At 43.0% G+C, this 14,424-nt stretch carries 11 protein-coding genes; 4 read left to right on the top strand and 7 right to left on the bottom strand.

Annotated elements, in window-relative coordinates; genetic code table 11:
- Positions 1–174 precede the first annotated feature (174 nt).
- Complete coding sequence (locus QL886_RS07320; RefSeq protein WP_290178189.1) at positions 175–1,179, top strand: YhdH/YhfP family quinone oxidoreductase; 1,005 nt, start codon at positions 175–177, stop codon at positions 1,177–1,179.
- A gap of 79 nt (positions 1,180–1,258) precedes the next feature.
- Here QL886_RS07320 and QL886_RS07315 read toward each other — a convergent pair whose 3' ends face one another.
- The 3 genes from QL886_RS07315 to QL886_RS07305 all read right to left on the bottom strand — a co-directional run bounded on the left by QL886_RS07315 (position 1,259) and on the right by QL886_RS07305 (position 5,510).
- A complete protein-coding gene (locus tag QL886_RS07315) occupies positions 1,259–2,251 on the bottom strand; it encodes a hypothetical protein (protein ID WP_290178188.1) in 993 nt (330 codons plus the stop codon).
- Between the two features lie 269 nt (positions 2,252–2,520).
- Positions 2,521–4,131, bottom strand: coding sequence for a glutamine-hydrolyzing GMP synthase (gene guaA / locus QL886_RS07310; protein WP_290178187.1), 1,611 nt, complete (start codon positions 4,129–4,131; stop codon positions 2,521–2,523).
- A gap of 221 nt (positions 4,132–4,352) precedes the next feature.
- Positions 4,353–5,510 (bottom strand): MalY/PatB family protein, encoded by a 1,158-nt coding sequence (locus QL886_RS07305; RefSeq protein WP_290178186.1) that lies wholly within the window; start codon positions 5,508–5,510, stop codon positions 4,353–4,355.
- Between the two features lie 366 nt (positions 5,511–5,876).
- Between QL886_RS07305 and QL886_RS07300 the strand changes: the two genes are divergently transcribed.
- Positions 5,877–6,695 (top strand): hypothetical protein, encoded by an 819-nt coding sequence (locus QL886_RS07300; protein ID WP_290178185.1) that lies wholly within the window; start codon positions 5,877–5,879, stop codon positions 6,693–6,695.
- A gap of 306 nt (positions 6,696–7,001) precedes the next feature.
- Here QL886_RS07300 and QL886_RS07295 read toward each other — a convergent pair whose 3' ends face one another.
- Both QL886_RS07295 and QL886_RS07290 read right to left on the bottom strand, forming a co-directional pair.
- Positions 7,002–7,784: an FRG domain-containing protein gene (locus tag QL886_RS07295; protein ID WP_290178184.1), complete on the bottom strand. Its 783-nt coding sequence runs from the start codon at positions 7,782–7,784 to the stop codon at positions 7,002–7,004.
- Between the two features lie 3 nt (positions 7,785–7,787).
- Complete coding sequence (locus QL886_RS07290) at positions 7,788–8,588, bottom strand: crotonase/enoyl-CoA hydratase family protein (protein WP_290178183.1); 801 nt, start codon at positions 8,586–8,588, stop codon at positions 7,788–7,790.
- 229 nt (positions 8,589–8,817) lie between these two features.
- On the opposite strand from QL886_RS07290, the gene QL886_RS07285 reads away from it, so the two are divergent.
- Together QL886_RS07285 and rlmF are read left to right on the top strand one after the other, a co-directional pair.
- On the top strand, positions 8,818–9,573 hold the full coding sequence (locus QL886_RS07285; RefSeq protein WP_290178182.1) for a LysE family transporter: 756 nt from the start codon (positions 8,818–8,820) through the stop codon (positions 9,571–9,573).
- Positions 9,574–9,660: 87 nt separating this feature from the next.
- Positions 9,661–10,698 carry a 23S rRNA (adenine(1618)-N(6))-methyltransferase RlmF gene (gene rlmF, locus QL886_RS07280; RefSeq protein ID WP_102094836.1) on the top strand — a complete coding sequence of 346 codons (1,038 nt, stop codon included), beginning with the start codon at positions 9,661–9,663 and terminating at the stop codon, positions 10,696–10,698.
- 106 nt (positions 10,699–10,804) lie between these two features.
- On the opposite strand, the gene QL886_RS07275 is transcribed toward rlmF, so the two are convergent.
- Together QL886_RS07275 and gyrB are read right to left on the bottom strand one after the other, a co-directional pair.
- Entirely contained in the window at positions 10,805–11,428 is a 624-nt protein-coding gene (locus tag QL886_RS07275) for a manganese efflux pump MntP family protein (protein WP_290178180.1), read from the bottom strand.
- Between the two features lie 126 nt (positions 11,429–11,554).
- Complete coding sequence (gene gyrB, locus QL886_RS07270) at positions 11,555–14,170, bottom strand: DNA topoisomerase (ATP-hydrolyzing) subunit B (RefSeq protein WP_290178179.1); 2,616 nt, start codon at positions 14,168–14,170, stop codon at positions 11,555–11,557.
- Positions 14,171–14,424 lie beyond the last annotated feature (254 nt).

The raw sequence follows: 14,424 nt of genomic DNA, 5'->3' as shown, positions 1-14,424 counted from the left end.
CGCCTCCTAATTTCGTAATAAGGGCAAAAACCAGCGGTATTAGCAAATATAAGAAAGCCCCTGTGTATTAGCGATAAGATACGGTGGGCTTTTTTAACCATTCTGCTGTAGCAGTAATCATATCTATCGCCAAGCCAATCAGCGCAAATAGTAAGATTTAATAAGGATATAACCATGTCAAACGATACAATATTCAAAGCATTAGTCGTTGAAGAAACCAGCGATGGTGAATTCAAAAAAAGCATTCAAGAGCGCAAAGTTAGTGACTTACCAGAAAATGACTTGCTCATCGAAGTACATTATTCGTCGTTAAACTTTAAAGATGCGATGTCGGCCACTGGTAATAAAAGAATCACCAAACAGTACCCACATACCCCTGGTATCGATGCAGCTGGCGTCGTCGTCAGTGACAAATCAGGCACGTTTACTGTAGGGCAAGAAGTATTGGTATTCGGCTATGATCTCGGTATGGATACGGATGGTGGTCTGGGTCAAATGATATCAATCCCAGCAGATTGGGCACTGGCTTGTCCAGAAACGCTCACCCTAAAAGAAGCAATGACCTATGGTACTGGCGGCTTAACCGCAGCGCTAAGTGTGCAAAAGCTAGAAAAAATGGGCGCAAAACCCAGTGATGGCCCAGTTGCTGTGACTGGCGCAACAGGTGGCGTCGGTACAATCAGTATCGCTATCTTAAAGCAGCTCGGCTATGACGTGATTGCATTCTCAGGTAAGCCAGAGCAAAGCGAGCATCTAAAAGAGCTTGGCGCGAGCGAAGTACGTCATCGCGATACCATCAATGAAATCGGTAATAAGCCTGTCGGCCGTGAGCTATGGGCAAACGCCATTGATACCATCGGCGGCGACTACCTATCTAACTTGCTCAAACAAACCAAAGCAGGCGGCGCGGTGACGAGCTGTGGTCTAGCGGGTGGTGCTGAGTTTTCGATGACGGTCATGCCGTTTATCACCCGCGCGGTGTCGCTATTGGGTATCGACTCGGTCTATATTCCACTGGCTGACAAAGAAGCCATTTGGAAGCGTGTTGCCACTGATATGAAACTGCCTAATCTTGAGAGCTATGGCGAAGAGATTACGTTAGAGCAAACACCAGAATATTTAGATCGTTTTATGTCGAGCAAAGTGGTTGGCCGTTATGTAGTGAATGTGAAAGGATAGGATGTTTAGCTTAGCAGTTGAACATTATAAAAAGGCAGCATCTCCGTTGAGGTGCTGCCTTTTTTCAGGTCTGAACAACTTATAAAGACACATTCACACCTTTGTATGCTTTGCTTGCACCAAATACGTGTTCATGACAGAGAAACACTGTATGTTTATTATAAATTTCTAGTACAGCTAGGTCGTTGTGCCTGCTCTCAACACTAATAGATTTAGGCATCGATTTGAAAAATTCTATAGTTTCTTTTGTTATAAAATCTGGTATATAAGCATTTAAATCCTCAAAAATATATCTTATAAATGCATAAGAACATAAATTAAACTCCCACACCATTTCACCACCTTCTCCTACATATGTATTATATCCACGGTCAGAAAGAAGGCAGTTTTCATCATCATAGGTATATACACATACTCGAACTAAGCGGTTCGGGTTCTCATAAATCCTCTTTATAAGTCGATCTAGAAAGTTTGGTTGATCTGTTCCCATAGAGTTTAATAGAAAGAAGATAGTCGCAAGCCAGTATTCATAATCATTTTTTGTTATACCTAGCTGTTCGCATAAATAATCCTGCTGTGGCTTGTTTCCATTGAGCACGTGATTGAAGTTTGCAAGATGTATAGGATCGGTTGGAATCACACCCTTAAGCTCAGAGAAGGTGTTTAAAATCTTTTTTATAGAATAAGGATTTCTAATAAAATTTAGAAATTTAGACCTGAAGATGTTAAAAATTTCTAATTTAACATCAGTTTTAGGTGAATGTATTTTAGATAGTAAGCTTTCAGTATTAGCCTGTATTATTACTTCATAGGAATGGAATAGTTTTTCGAAATTGTACTTACTAGCTTCTTTTCCTAATACATCAAAGCTAAATAAATCATTCAAGCTTAGATTTTTGCAAATACTAACACCTATTTCTGAGTCTATGCTGACAGTGCATGAATCACGATTTTTTATGCTAAACGAGTAAATCTTTTGATTTTTACTTTTAGCTTGAGGATTAATTGCATTAAGCCTTTGCTCTACTTGAGGTAAAAAATGCTGATTTTTAGTTACATCACGCAAGTCCATTTTCAACTCTCTGTTAGGTTATATCTCATCATTCTAGCTTATCTAAAAAACTATGGAAATTTTGCATTCAAACCAAAAAAAACACCCAACCAAGTTGAGTGTTTTTTTATTGATGACAAGCTCTATATCAATTCAAAAAATCTGAGTTGAAAAGCTGTTTAGATAAGTTTACGTAGTCTAAGATGGTAACAAGGCAACCGAGCGCAGATAATACGTGTTTGTATATCTAGCGAGGTTAACGCCGTTACCGTTTAGAATACGTAAACGAATTACTCCCACTCAATCGTAGCTGGTGGCTTGCTCGACACATCATAGGTCACACGAGATACTTCAGCGATTTCATTCATAATGCGGTTCGATACCGTCTCGATCAAATCATACGGCAGATGCGCAAAGCGAGCCGTCATAAAGTCTACGGTTTCAACCGCACGTAGCGCGATTACCCATGCATATCGGCGACCATCGCCGACCACACCGACAGATTTTATTGGTTGGAATACGGCAAATGCTTGTGCCGTCTTGTCATACCAGCCTGAACGCTCAAGCTCTTGCATAAAGATCGCATCAGCCAAACGCAGAATATCCGCATATTCCTTTTTGACTTCGCCAAGGATACGCACGCCCAAACCTGGACCTGGGAACGGATGACGATAGATCATTTTGGCTGGCAACCCTAGCGTAATACCAAGCTTACGTACTTCGTCTTTGAACAAATCACGTAACGGCTCAATCAGCTTAAATGCCAAATCATCTGGCAAACCGCCTACGTTATGATGGCTCTTAATGACGTGTGCTTTGCCTTGATGCGACTTAGCAGATTCGATCACGTCTGGGTAAATCGTACCCTGTGCTAAGAATTCAACAACTTTACCATCGCTCTGCTCGCTCACTTGACGCGCGCTATCAGCGAATACGTCAATGAACGTCTTGCCGATGATTTTACGTTTTTTCTCTGGATCAGACTCGCCTGCTAGCGCATCTAAGAACAAATCTTCTGCATCAACACGGATGACTTTTACACCCATGTTTTCTGCGAAGATTTGCATGACTTGGTCGCCTTCATGCAGACGCAATAGACCGTTATCAACGAACACACAAGTCAGCTGATCGCCGATTGCTTTGTGCAATAGCGCGGCAACGACTGAACTATCAACACCGCCCGATAGACCTAGCAATACTTGCTTGTCACCGATTTGCTCTTTTAGCTGTGCGATACGCATATCAGCGATATTGTCTGGCGTCCACTCACCTGCACACTCACAGATTTGATGAACGAAACGGCCAAGCAGCGCTTGACCTTGTAGAGTATGCGTCACTTCTGGATGGAACTGTAGACCGTAGTATTGCTTGTCATCATTAGCCATAATCGCAATCGGGCAGCTTGGCGTACTAGCAACGATGTCAAAGCCTTCAGGCGCTTCGATGACCTTGTCACCATGACTCATCCAAACGTTTAGCTTGGCAGCCGCGCCGTCAGTCTTGCTGTCTTCGATACCGTCAGTCAGCTGCGAGTGACCATTTACTTCGATGGTCGCCGCACCAAACTCATGAATATCACTGGCATGAACCTGCCCGCCAAAACGATCTGCCATCGCTTGCATACCGTAGCAAATACCCAATACAGGCACGCCTAGGTCAAACACCGCGTCATTGATACGCGGGCTGTTATCTGCATGGACGCTCTCAGGGCCACCTGACAAGATGACGCCTTTTGCGCCAAAATCGATGATGCGCTGAGTGTCGATATCATAAGGGAACATCTCACAAAACACCCCAGAATCGCGCACACGGCGGGCGATTAACTGGCTATATTGCGAGCCAAAATCGAGGATTAAGATGCGATCTTCTTTGATTGCAGGAGTGGCAGCAGCAGTGGTCATAAATCGATATCCATCAATAGATAAATTGGTGCCCTATTTTAACAAGTTTACGCACTCTATTGGCTATTAGATGATGAATTATTCGCGATTATTATTCGCGCATACCCTCAATTTGAATAATTACTCTCTAAGTAATGACAAAAATAAGCAAAGAGTAGACAGTAAACCCAATTATGAGCAAACTATCTTCCTCTCTATTCATCAGCCATTTACTAGGTTTACTACGTAATATCACCCAACGCTGCATAAATGCGATTCAACCCTTCTATCAATATTGCTTTAGGACAAGCCACATTTAAACGCATTTTTAAATGTCCTTCCTCACCATATTTAATGCCAGCGTTTAGCTCAACTTTAGCAGCTCTAAGCGCACCATACAGCGTCTGATCGTCTTGACTATATGCTGAGCAATCTAGCCAAATTAGGTACGATGCTTCTGGGCGCATGATTTTAATATCAGGCAAATGCTCATTTAAAAACTGCATCGTCAATTCAATATTGGCCTCGATATAACTAAGCGCCTGCTCTAACCACTCACCGCCGTGCTCGTAAGCACTACGCATGGCCGTATAAGCAAATAAATTCAGCTCATACTCATCATTTAACTGCTGCTGCTGACCGATTTTTTTGATTAGCGCCTTATCTTTAGCAAATATCATTGAGCCTTTGATACCTGCGATATTAAAGGTTTTGGTCATCGAAGTCAGGCTGACGACGTTGTGCTCATAGCCTTTTGCCAGTGTTAAAAACGGTATAAACGTATGACCAGTCAAGGTCAAATCTTGATGAATCTCGTCACTAACAATCGCCACGTTGTGCTTTTTACAAATCGCAAGTAGCGCTTCCAGCTCGTCCCTCGTCCATACACGCCCGCCAGGATTATGTGGATTGCACAGTAGATAAAGCTTAACCTCATGCTCGATGATTTTGGCTTCGATATCGGCCAAGTCTAGATGATACTTACCCTCGGCTTCTTTCAGTGCAGAAAATACAAGCTTGCGACCATTTTGCTCAACCTTAGTCATAAAAGGCGTGTAGATAGGATCGTTGACCATTACCGCCTCGCCTACCTTGGTAAAGACATTCATCATCAGCGCTAGGCTTGGCACGACACCAGGGGAAAACAAAATATTTTGCTTTTCTAACTGCAAGTCATAACGACTGCCATGCCAGTTAATAATCGAGTTGTATAAGGCATCAGTAGGCTTGGTATAACCCAAGATGCCATGCTGCATGATTTGCTCAACCGCGCTTAATATCGGCGTGGCAGCCTTAAAATCCATATCCGCCACCCATAGCGCAATCGTGTCATCGTTATAGTGCCACTTGAGTGAGCCGGTGTCGCGTCTATCGATTATTTCATCAAAGTTATATTGCATTGGTACTCTTCTTATTTGGAATAATAATGGTTTGGAACGTCAAAAACACAGCGCAATATGTGCACTATATTATGAATATACACTACGCTATCCGCTCTAGTAGATTAAGGCGTATTCGATCTTTTACAAATAATTAAGGTGCTTTTAGACCTTAATTATCCATTTATCGGCTTAAATAACCGACAAAGATATAAAGTAAACATTATTTCAATAATGGTTAAAAATTGATGCTACATTAAGGTTTCGGACTCTATCTATCATAAAGTTGTTTGTGCCAGAGTGCGCTGATGTTGCCATGATTATAATCTATCAACATCTACCCAAACTATCTAATAAGCCATCAAGGCTAACAAAAAGGAATGAAGAATGAAAATGGACTTGTTACCGAAATCAGTACTAAAGATTAGTGCCCTCACTTTTGCCATTGCTGCAACCGCTTCTTGCACTGCTATGGCAACAGGAACTGACCATCAGACTGCAAACGCAACTAGCAGCACCGCCATCACTCTTGGCAATGCTGCCACAACTAGCGGCACCAATGATACCGTTGCCATCGGTAGTCAGGCCAATGCAGGATTAAACTCAGCTACTGCGGTTGGCGGTCAAGCCAACGCTGCTGGTCTAGGCTCAACCTCTATCGGTTGGCAGTCAAAAGCCACTGCCGAACGTGCGCAAGCTTTTGGTCATCTAGCCAATGCAAGTGGTGTACGCTCTACCGCTGTCGGTGAGGCAGCTATGGCAGGTGGCAATAATGACACGGTTGCTGTCGGTAATAAAGCCAATGCAGGTCTCAACTCAGCCACTGCCGTAGGCGGTGAAGCCAATGCTGCTGGTCTAGGCTCAACGTCTATCGGCTGGCAGTCAAAAGCCACCGCTGAACGTGCACAAGCGTTTGGTCATCTAGCCAATGCAAGCGGTATGCGCTCTACCGCTGTGGGTGAAGCGGCAACAGCGCAAGGCACAACTTCGGTCGCTGTTGGTAATAAATCTATGGCAGGTGGCATGAACAGTATCGCTATCGGTAACGAGGCAAAGGCAGCTAAAAACAACCAAGTCGTCTTAGGTAATGCCGGACAAGTGCAGTCGAGTACCGCAGCACAATCAGGTACGGTCAGAATCGTCACGATCGATGACAACGGCACTTTAGGTACGATGATGGTTGACTACTATAAGTCAGCTAAATAATAGTCTATTAGAACCTAGTTTCTAATGCTGCTGCAGATGTAATTAGCCGAATTCAATAAAAAAAACCTCGCGATTGCGAGGTTTTTTTTGGGTGGTATTGTTAGTTTATATGATGGTATTTTGAATTGCTGCGTTAGATTCCGTGGTTATCAGAGTTATTATGAAGCTGGAGCCAATTCTGCCATTTGCTGCTCTATGTAAGTAGATGGTTTCAGCTAAAGTAGCTTAAAGTAATATTTCTATTCTTAATTCACTTTTTTAAAGATATTATACCCTTTCAAAATCTTAGTAAAAGACTCGTTTAGCTTACCAACGGTTGTGTTGAAACTGACCGAACCTAAAACTATGTACATACCCAAATCCATCAAGATCAGGAAATAACGTTAAATGTCTTATATCAAAAGTCTCTGCTAGCTCTTTGAAAGCTAGTTTTTTAAAGGAAGGAGTAATGTTTATGGCTATATATGAATCTATATTATTAGATATAGCTACACTTCCAGACGGTTTATTAGTAACTCCGCTATAAAGAAACTGGGCACTTTGAGATGCTATTCTTTTAGAAACTACTGGCGGTTGCCAAACGAATGGATGATCATAACCTTCTAGCTCATTACACACATCCGCATAAGACCTAACTTCAAGCTCATTTTCATATCCTCCAACAAAGTTGGAATGAAATCCGAAAAGTAGCCCATTTTTTTCTTGCTCAGATGTGCAAGCAAACCATAGACCTATTAACAAATTTCTAGAGCAGTCAAGCAATCTCGTTGCAGCTCCATGATGTTGAAGTTTAGCTAGTAACTCTAGATCTTTAAGCTCTCTATTATTATCGTATCTATAACCTTGATGAGTAGCATGCTCTAACAAAGACTTCTCATAACTTTGCATAATTTGCTCAGTCACTTCTTTATTAGTAATATTCAACCGTCTGTAAGCTGCACTATGAATAGGCCATTGGATATCACTTTGCCCTCTCCAAAAATAAACATTTCTACGATTTGGAGCATGACTCTTAACTAAGGCTAATAAATCTTCAATTGACTCTGGAGAAGGAACTTTTCCAAACAGCTCACTATCGAAAAGCATCATTATCTATATCCCTTTAAACTCCGCCTCACGTCTCTCAACCATCGCCATTACACCCTCTTTCGCATCTTCTGAATGAAAGAGCGGCGGGAGATAACTATGGATATTGGCTAATGCAGTCGCGGCCCCATTTCGACTGGCATCTTGTGCTGACGACAATGCCCCTCTCACACCTAACGGCGCAGCTTTACAGATCTCTTGTGCCAGCGTCAGTGCTCGCTCATACTCAGTACCATTAGCCACGACTTCACTGACCAAATTCAGTCTATCAGCCGTTTGCGCATCGAATGCTTTACCAGTGAGTAGATACGGCATGGCTTTTTGCCAGCCAGCAGCGGCTACAAAACGTACCGTTGCACCGCCAAATGGCATGATACCGCGCTGGACTTCCATCTGTGCAAAGTTACAGCTATCACTGGCGATGACCACGTCACTGTTTAGCATCAGCTCGATAGCTACGGTGAAGCAAGTGCCTTTGACCGCGACGACTACTGGTTTGGTACGCAGTTTTCCACCGATGCCCCACGGGTCGATTTGATCGTCATTAAACTCAAACACGCCATCGTTTAGCTTGTCTTGTAGCTCTACCAAATCTAACCCAGCAGTGAAGTGATCTCCATGGGCAAATATCAGCGCACAGCGTAAGTTATCGTCTTGCTCATAGCGAGTCATGGCGTCAGACAGTTGGGCAATCATATGACTGTCAAAGGCGTTGCGTTTATTGGCACGGTTTAGCCCGACAAGGCAAACATGGCCTTGCGTGTTATAAGTGATGCGGTTTTCTGTGGCGTTACTATCCGTAGTCATGGTTCCATCCTTGTTAAAGTAATTATTGGAATATAATGAGTGGTTATATAGTCGAATCTCGATACTTTATCGGTAGAGATTGAGCGATAAGTCACCTTTAATATAGACACCCTCGTTCTATAACACAAGCCATAGAGATGACTCGCATAGTGCAAAAATCGATAAAAGTTGACCTCATTTACGATAAGTGCAACTATGTTGCAGGTCTAAATATGGTTCAGAGTATTTTATGGAATTTTGGCACGGTTTTTTACTCATCACTAGCGTACATCTATTGGCTGCAGCCTCACCTGGCCCTGATTTTGTCTTAGTCTCGCAGCAAACATTAGCAAAAGGCCGACGCACAGGTTTGATTTGTAGTCTCGGTATTACCTTGGGTCTTGCCGTCCATATTATCTATTCTGTATTAGGACTGGCGACTGTCATTGCTCATTCACAGCCATTATTGACTACTATCAAATGGTTGGGTGGCGGCTATCTGATTTATTTAGGTTGGCAAGGTATCCAAGCCAAGCCTAAAAAACCAGCAGATTTAGAAACAGCTCATCTTTTAGAAAAAACACATGCTTTAGAAAAAGCAGATTCACAAGTAGGTTCAAGTGCTCACGTTTCGCAAGATTCGCTTACTAGCCAGACCACACCTACAACCAAAGAAACCTCTATCGAGAAATCGCCTAGTAATGGCGAATCTACCTTTGCCACGTTGCGTCGCGGATTCCTTTGTAATGTCTTTAATCCAAAAGCGCCTGTCTATTTTGTAGCTATTTTTACTCTTGTATTGTCGCCTGACATACCGCTTTGGCAATTGGCTATTTATGGTGTATGGATGATGGTGTTACAGATGGCGTGGTTTAGTACGGTCGTCATGCTACTTTCTATCCCTGCGGTACATCGACGCTTCCAAAGGTTTGAGCATTGGATCGACCGTGTATTGGGTACTGCGATGATCGTATTAGGGCTTAACTTGATATTGCGTCACCGATAAGCGACCGATAAAGCGCGGATAAACAATTAGCAACCTGCGAAATCTGCTACACTGGTTACTTATATCCATATATCGTAGCCTGACATTATGACAAGTAAGCCCATGACCCGTAACCCTGCAAATAGTAAACACAGAAACAGATCTCCTGCGACCGCAAAGAAACTCGGTCAGCTGCACCCACGTAATCCGCACCAAGGTCGTTACGATTTTGCGGTATTGACTCGCGCCTTACCCGAGCTTGCTGACCACACCATTACCAACCCTAAAGGTGAGTCGACGATTAACTTCTCGGATCATCAGGCTGTTCGTGTGCTAAATAAAGCACTGTTAGCGAACTATTACGGGGTTAAATTTTGGGACATTCCTGAAGGCTATCTATGCCCGCCTATTCCTGGACGTGCCGATTATATTCACTATATTGCGGACTTATTGGCGCAAACTACTCACGTAAATGCCGATAACACACCGCCAACGGGTAAAGAGATTCATGCCCTTGATATCGGTACTGGTGCCAGTGCTATCTATCCTATCGTTGGTAGTCAGAGCTATGGCTGGCGCTTTACAGCAAGTGATATTGACCCTATTTCGGTCAACACTGCAGCGTTGATTTGTGAAGCCAATCCAAAACTAAAGAGTGCGGTCAAAGTAAAGCTGCAGCCTGAGCCTAAGTTTATCTTTAAGAACATCATTGGTCGTCAAGATTATTTTGATGTCGTGGTTTGCAACCCTCCGTTTCATGCTTCATTAGAAGAAGCGATGGAAGCCAATAGTCGCAAGCAGCACAATTTGCAGCGCCATCGTGGTAAAAATGAAAGCGAGCAAATCAGCCGTAGTTCAACCAAATCAGGCAACGCTGCGCAAAACCTAAACTTTGGCGGTCAGCACAAAGAGCTATGGAGTGAAGGTGGAGAAATTGCGTTCTTGACTAAGATGGCAAAAGAAAGTCAGAGCTTTGCAGAGCACGTCGGTTGGTTCACTACCTTAGTGTCGAAATCTGAAAACGTTAAGCCATTGCAATTATTATTAAAGCAGTTAAACGTCGCTCAAATGCGTATTATCGAAATGAGCCAAGGTCAAAAAAGCACTCGCGTACTAGCTTGGCGCTTTGACAGTGACGAAGAGTAACCACTAAGCAAAATTGCCAATTTTAGTTTCACGTGAAACAAAAAAGCACCGTTTTGATATTCCAAGCGGTGCTTTTGTATAAATACTCAGTAAAAAACTAAATTAGCTAAAAAAACATTACTTTTAGACCAATCGCAATAAGCACGATACCGCCCAATGCTTCAGCTTTATCTTCTAGCCATGTGCCTGAGCGACGTCCCAAATAGACCCCGAGCCAGCCAAATATAGCAGTTACTATAGCGATAATAAGGCAGGCTAACCACGCGTTCAGTGCCAATAAATTCAGCGTAAACCCTGCCGCCATTGCATCAATACTGGTTGCAACCGCTAACGTAAACATAGTGCGGTGATTGATATGTCCATGCTTACTCGTGGCTGTTACTGTATCACTATCAGTGTTAATAGCATCATCATTGACGTCCAGATCATCACTGTCATCATCTGACTCATCAGCAGTAAACACTTCATAAAGCATTTTGCTACCTAGAGCAATCAAAATAGTGCCGCCAATCCAAGGTGCAGCAGCGGCCAGCCAACCCAACATTGCCGCACCTAATAAGTATCCAGTAAGAGGCATTACGCCCTGAGCGATACCAAAGTAAAGCGCAGCATAGATAGCCAAGCGCAGTACATATTGATGACTATATTTCTGTGCCTTAGCACCCAACCCTATCGACACTGCAAACGCATCCATCGCTAAAGCAATAGCGAGTAAAATTACTTCAACCATTTGATTCCCACAAATTATAATTATTAAGTAATAGCAACGCTAACAAATGAGTTTCACGTGAAACAAAAATACCGCCTTGAATATCAAAGCGGTATTTTTATAAATTGTCAGTAACCAGTTTCAAATTTAAATATCTAAGTTCGATACTGTTAATGCATTCTCTTCAATGAAGATACGACGCGGTTCAACGTGATCACCCATTAAACAGGTAAACATATGGTCAGCGGCGATAGCATCTTCGATAGTAACGCGTAGCATACGACGATTTTCAGGGTCCATCGTTGTATCCCATAGCTGGTCGGCGTTCATCTCACCTAGCCCTTTATAACGCTGGATAGCTAGACCACGACGTGCATCCAGCATCATTTGTTGCCATAGGTAATCGAAGTCACGCACTGGGATATCTTTCGTTGTTCCTGCACTTGCTTCACGGCGGATAAAAGCATCGCTCTCAAGCAATGTATTCCACTCGCTTGATAGACGTAGCAGTTTGCCATACTCACCCGAGTTGATAAAGCTAGCATCTAATAGATAATGGTGTGCCAGTTGATGCACGTATACCGTGACGCGTGGCAGCCACTGAGCCTTAGTAGATAAAGCCTCACTATCTGACGTTTCGCCTTCTTCAGTACCTACTACTGGCGTCATACCCAATAAATCTGCTGCGGCTGCGTCCATATTTTTTGGCTGCGGCGCATGGATATTAACTAATTCAATCTCAGGGCTTAGATCGCTACCGAAGTGATCAAGCTTAGTCTGCATCGCTACTTTCCAATCCTGCATGGCAGGCTCATCATAAGTCATGTCAGTGCTAAGTTTTGGTGTATGCGTCAATGCGTCCAAAATGACCGCTGGGAAGCGAATCTGTAAACGTGCTTTGATCAACTGTGTCTGGTTGTAGTCATTGAGCAGTGTCTCAAGTGCTTGACCAGTAATCGCAGGCGCATCGGCACTGATATGTAGCTTGGTATTATCAATCGTTGAAGACAATAGATACGCTTTAAGCGCTTCATCATCTTTTAGGTATAACTCTTGACGACCTTTTTTCACTTTGTATAGCGGTGGCTGAGCAATATATACATAACCACGCTCGATCAACTCAGGTGTTTGACGGAAGAAGAACGTCAATAACAAGGTACGAATATGCGATCCATCAACGTCGGCATCGGTCATGATAATGATTTTGTGGTAGCGTATTTTGTCAGGATTATACTCATCAGGACCAATACCACAACCTAACGCAGTAATCAGGTTACCCACTTCGGCAGACGATAGCATCTTATCGAAACGAGCACGCTCGACGTTTAGAATCTTACCTTTTAGTGGCAAGATTGCTTGCGTTTTACGGCTACGACCTTGTTTAGCTGACCCACCTGCAGAGTCACCCTCCACAATGTATAGTTCAGATAATACTGGATCTTTTTCTTGGCAATCAGCCAACTTGCCAGGCAGACCTGCAATATCCAAAGTGGTCTTGCGACGTGTCATTTCACGTGCTTTACGAGCCGCATCACGTGCACGCGCTGCTTCCATAATTTTATTAGCAATGGCTTTACCAGCACTTGGATTTTCTAATAGATAATCGTTAAATTTATCGTGCATCGCAGATTCGACAGCAGATTTTACTTCGCTTGATACTAGCTTATCTTTCGTCTGGCTTGAGAACTTTGGATCTGGTACTTTAACAGAGACGATTGCCGTTAAACCTTCACGAGCATCATCACCCGTTGCGGCTACTTTTTCTTTTTTGAATAAGTTTTCACGATCCATATAACTGTTCAAGCAACGCGTCAATGCTGAACGGAAACCAGATAAGTGAGTACCACCATCTTTTTGCGGGATATTGTTGGTGAAGCACAATACTTTTTCGTTATACGTATCTGTCCACTGTAGCGCGACTTCTACGCTGATACCATCATCTTGCTGACTGGTAAAATGGAATACTTCGTTGATACCGTCTTTACCAGCATTGATATAGCTAACAAACTCTAGCAAGCCACCTTTATGCTCAAATTCATGACGCTTATCAATACGCTCATCAGTCAAAACAATACGCACACCAGAGTTCAAAAATGACAGTTCACGTAAGCGTTTTGCCAAGATATCGTACTCAAAGATCGTACCGGTAAACACATCACTGCTAGGGTAAAAGCGGATTTGGGTACCTGTCTGATCGGTTGCTTCCAGCTGTTGGATATCGCTATCAGGTACACCATCAGTATAAGTCTGATGGTAGTGATAGCCTTCACGCCAGATATTCATCTCAAGCTTTTGAGACAGAGCGTTAACTACTGATACACCTACACCGTGCAAACCACCTGATACTTTATAGCTATTGTCATCGAACTTACCGCCTGCATGCAATACAGTCATAATGACCTGAGCTGCTGATACACCTTCTTCTGGGTGGATATCAACAGGCACACCGCGACCATTATCCATCACACTGACAGACTCATCTTCATGAATAACGATATCAATCTGATCACAATGACCAGCCAGCGCCTCATCGATAGAGTTATCCACTACCTCAAAGACCATATGATGCAAGCCTGTGCCATCATCGGTATCACCGATATACATACCAGGACGCACACGTACGGCCTCTAACCCACGCAATACGCGAATATCTTTAGAGCTATAATCAGAAGGCAACACTTCTGAAACTACAGTAGGCACGGCGGCTTCAGTAGCACTGTCGTCTATCAATTGCTCGTGGTCAATAGGTAATGAATCACTCATGTACATTCCTTAATCTAGCCATAATCAGCCATTTACGATTAGCGCACTTATAAAAAGTCCGCTACATAATGGCATCTTAGAATTAACGTCTATTATTCATAATCTAGAGTGCATATGAGCAGCTAAACCACTAACCACCGTTAGCCTCAAAAAAGGCCGCACAGAGATAAAATTAGTAAATTACTTATTAGTAATAGTCTTTGTTTTTCTAGCCATTGTTAAAACTATTGAAATAAATAAAATACATAACTATC

The organism is Psychrobacter sp. APC 3281 (genome assembly GCF_030407815.1).
Classification (GTDB): domain Bacteria; phylum Pseudomonadota; class Gammaproteobacteria; order Pseudomonadales; family Moraxellaceae; genus Psychrobacter.
Note: the sequence above shows the minus strand (reverse complement) of the source record. Positions and strands in the feature narration are given on the sequence as shown.

What these genes read in the sequence shown, in the direction of transcription:
- QL886_RS07320 (WP_290178189.1), top strand. Translation starts at nt 175, where the DNA reads ATGTCAAACGATACAATATTCAAAGCATTAGTCGTTGAAGAAACCAGC.
- QL886_RS07315 (WP_290178188.1), bottom strand. Translation starts at nt 2,251, where the DNA reads ATGGACTTGCGTGATGTAACTAAAAATCAGCATTTTTTACCTCAAGTA.
- guaA (WP_290178187.1), bottom strand. Translation starts at nt 4,131, where the DNA reads ATGACCACTGCTGCTGCCACTCCTGCAATCAAAGAAGATCGCATCTTA.
- QL886_RS07305 (WP_290178186.1), bottom strand. Translation starts at nt 5,510, where the DNA reads ATGCAATATAACTTTGATGAAATAATCGATAGACGCGACACCGGCTCA.
- QL886_RS07300 (WP_290178185.1), top strand. Translation starts at nt 5,877, where the DNA reads ATGAAAATGGACTTGTTACCGAAATCAGTACTAAAGATTAGTGCCCTC.
- QL886_RS07295 (WP_290178184.1), bottom strand. Translation starts at nt 7,784, where the DNA reads ATGATGCTTTTCGATAGTGAGCTGTTTGGAAAAGTTCCTTCTCCAGAG.
- QL886_RS07290 (WP_290178183.1), bottom strand. Translation starts at nt 8,588, where the DNA reads ATGACTACGGATAGTAACGCCACAGAAAACCGCATCACTTATAACACG.
- QL886_RS07285 (WP_290178182.1), top strand. Translation starts at nt 8,818, where the DNA reads ATGGAATTTTGGCACGGTTTTTTACTCATCACTAGCGTACATCTATTG.
- rlmF (WP_102094836.1), top strand. Translation starts at nt 9,661, where the DNA reads ATGACAAGTAAGCCCATGACCCGTAACCCTGCAAATAGTAAACACAGA.
- QL886_RS07275 (WP_290178180.1), bottom strand. Translation starts at nt 11,428, where the DNA reads ATGGTTGAAGTAATTTTACTCGCTATTGCTTTAGCGATGGATGCGTTT.
- gyrB (WP_290178179.1), bottom strand. Translation starts at nt 14,170, where the DNA reads ATGAGTGATTCATTACCTATTGACCACGAGCAATTGATAGACGACAGT.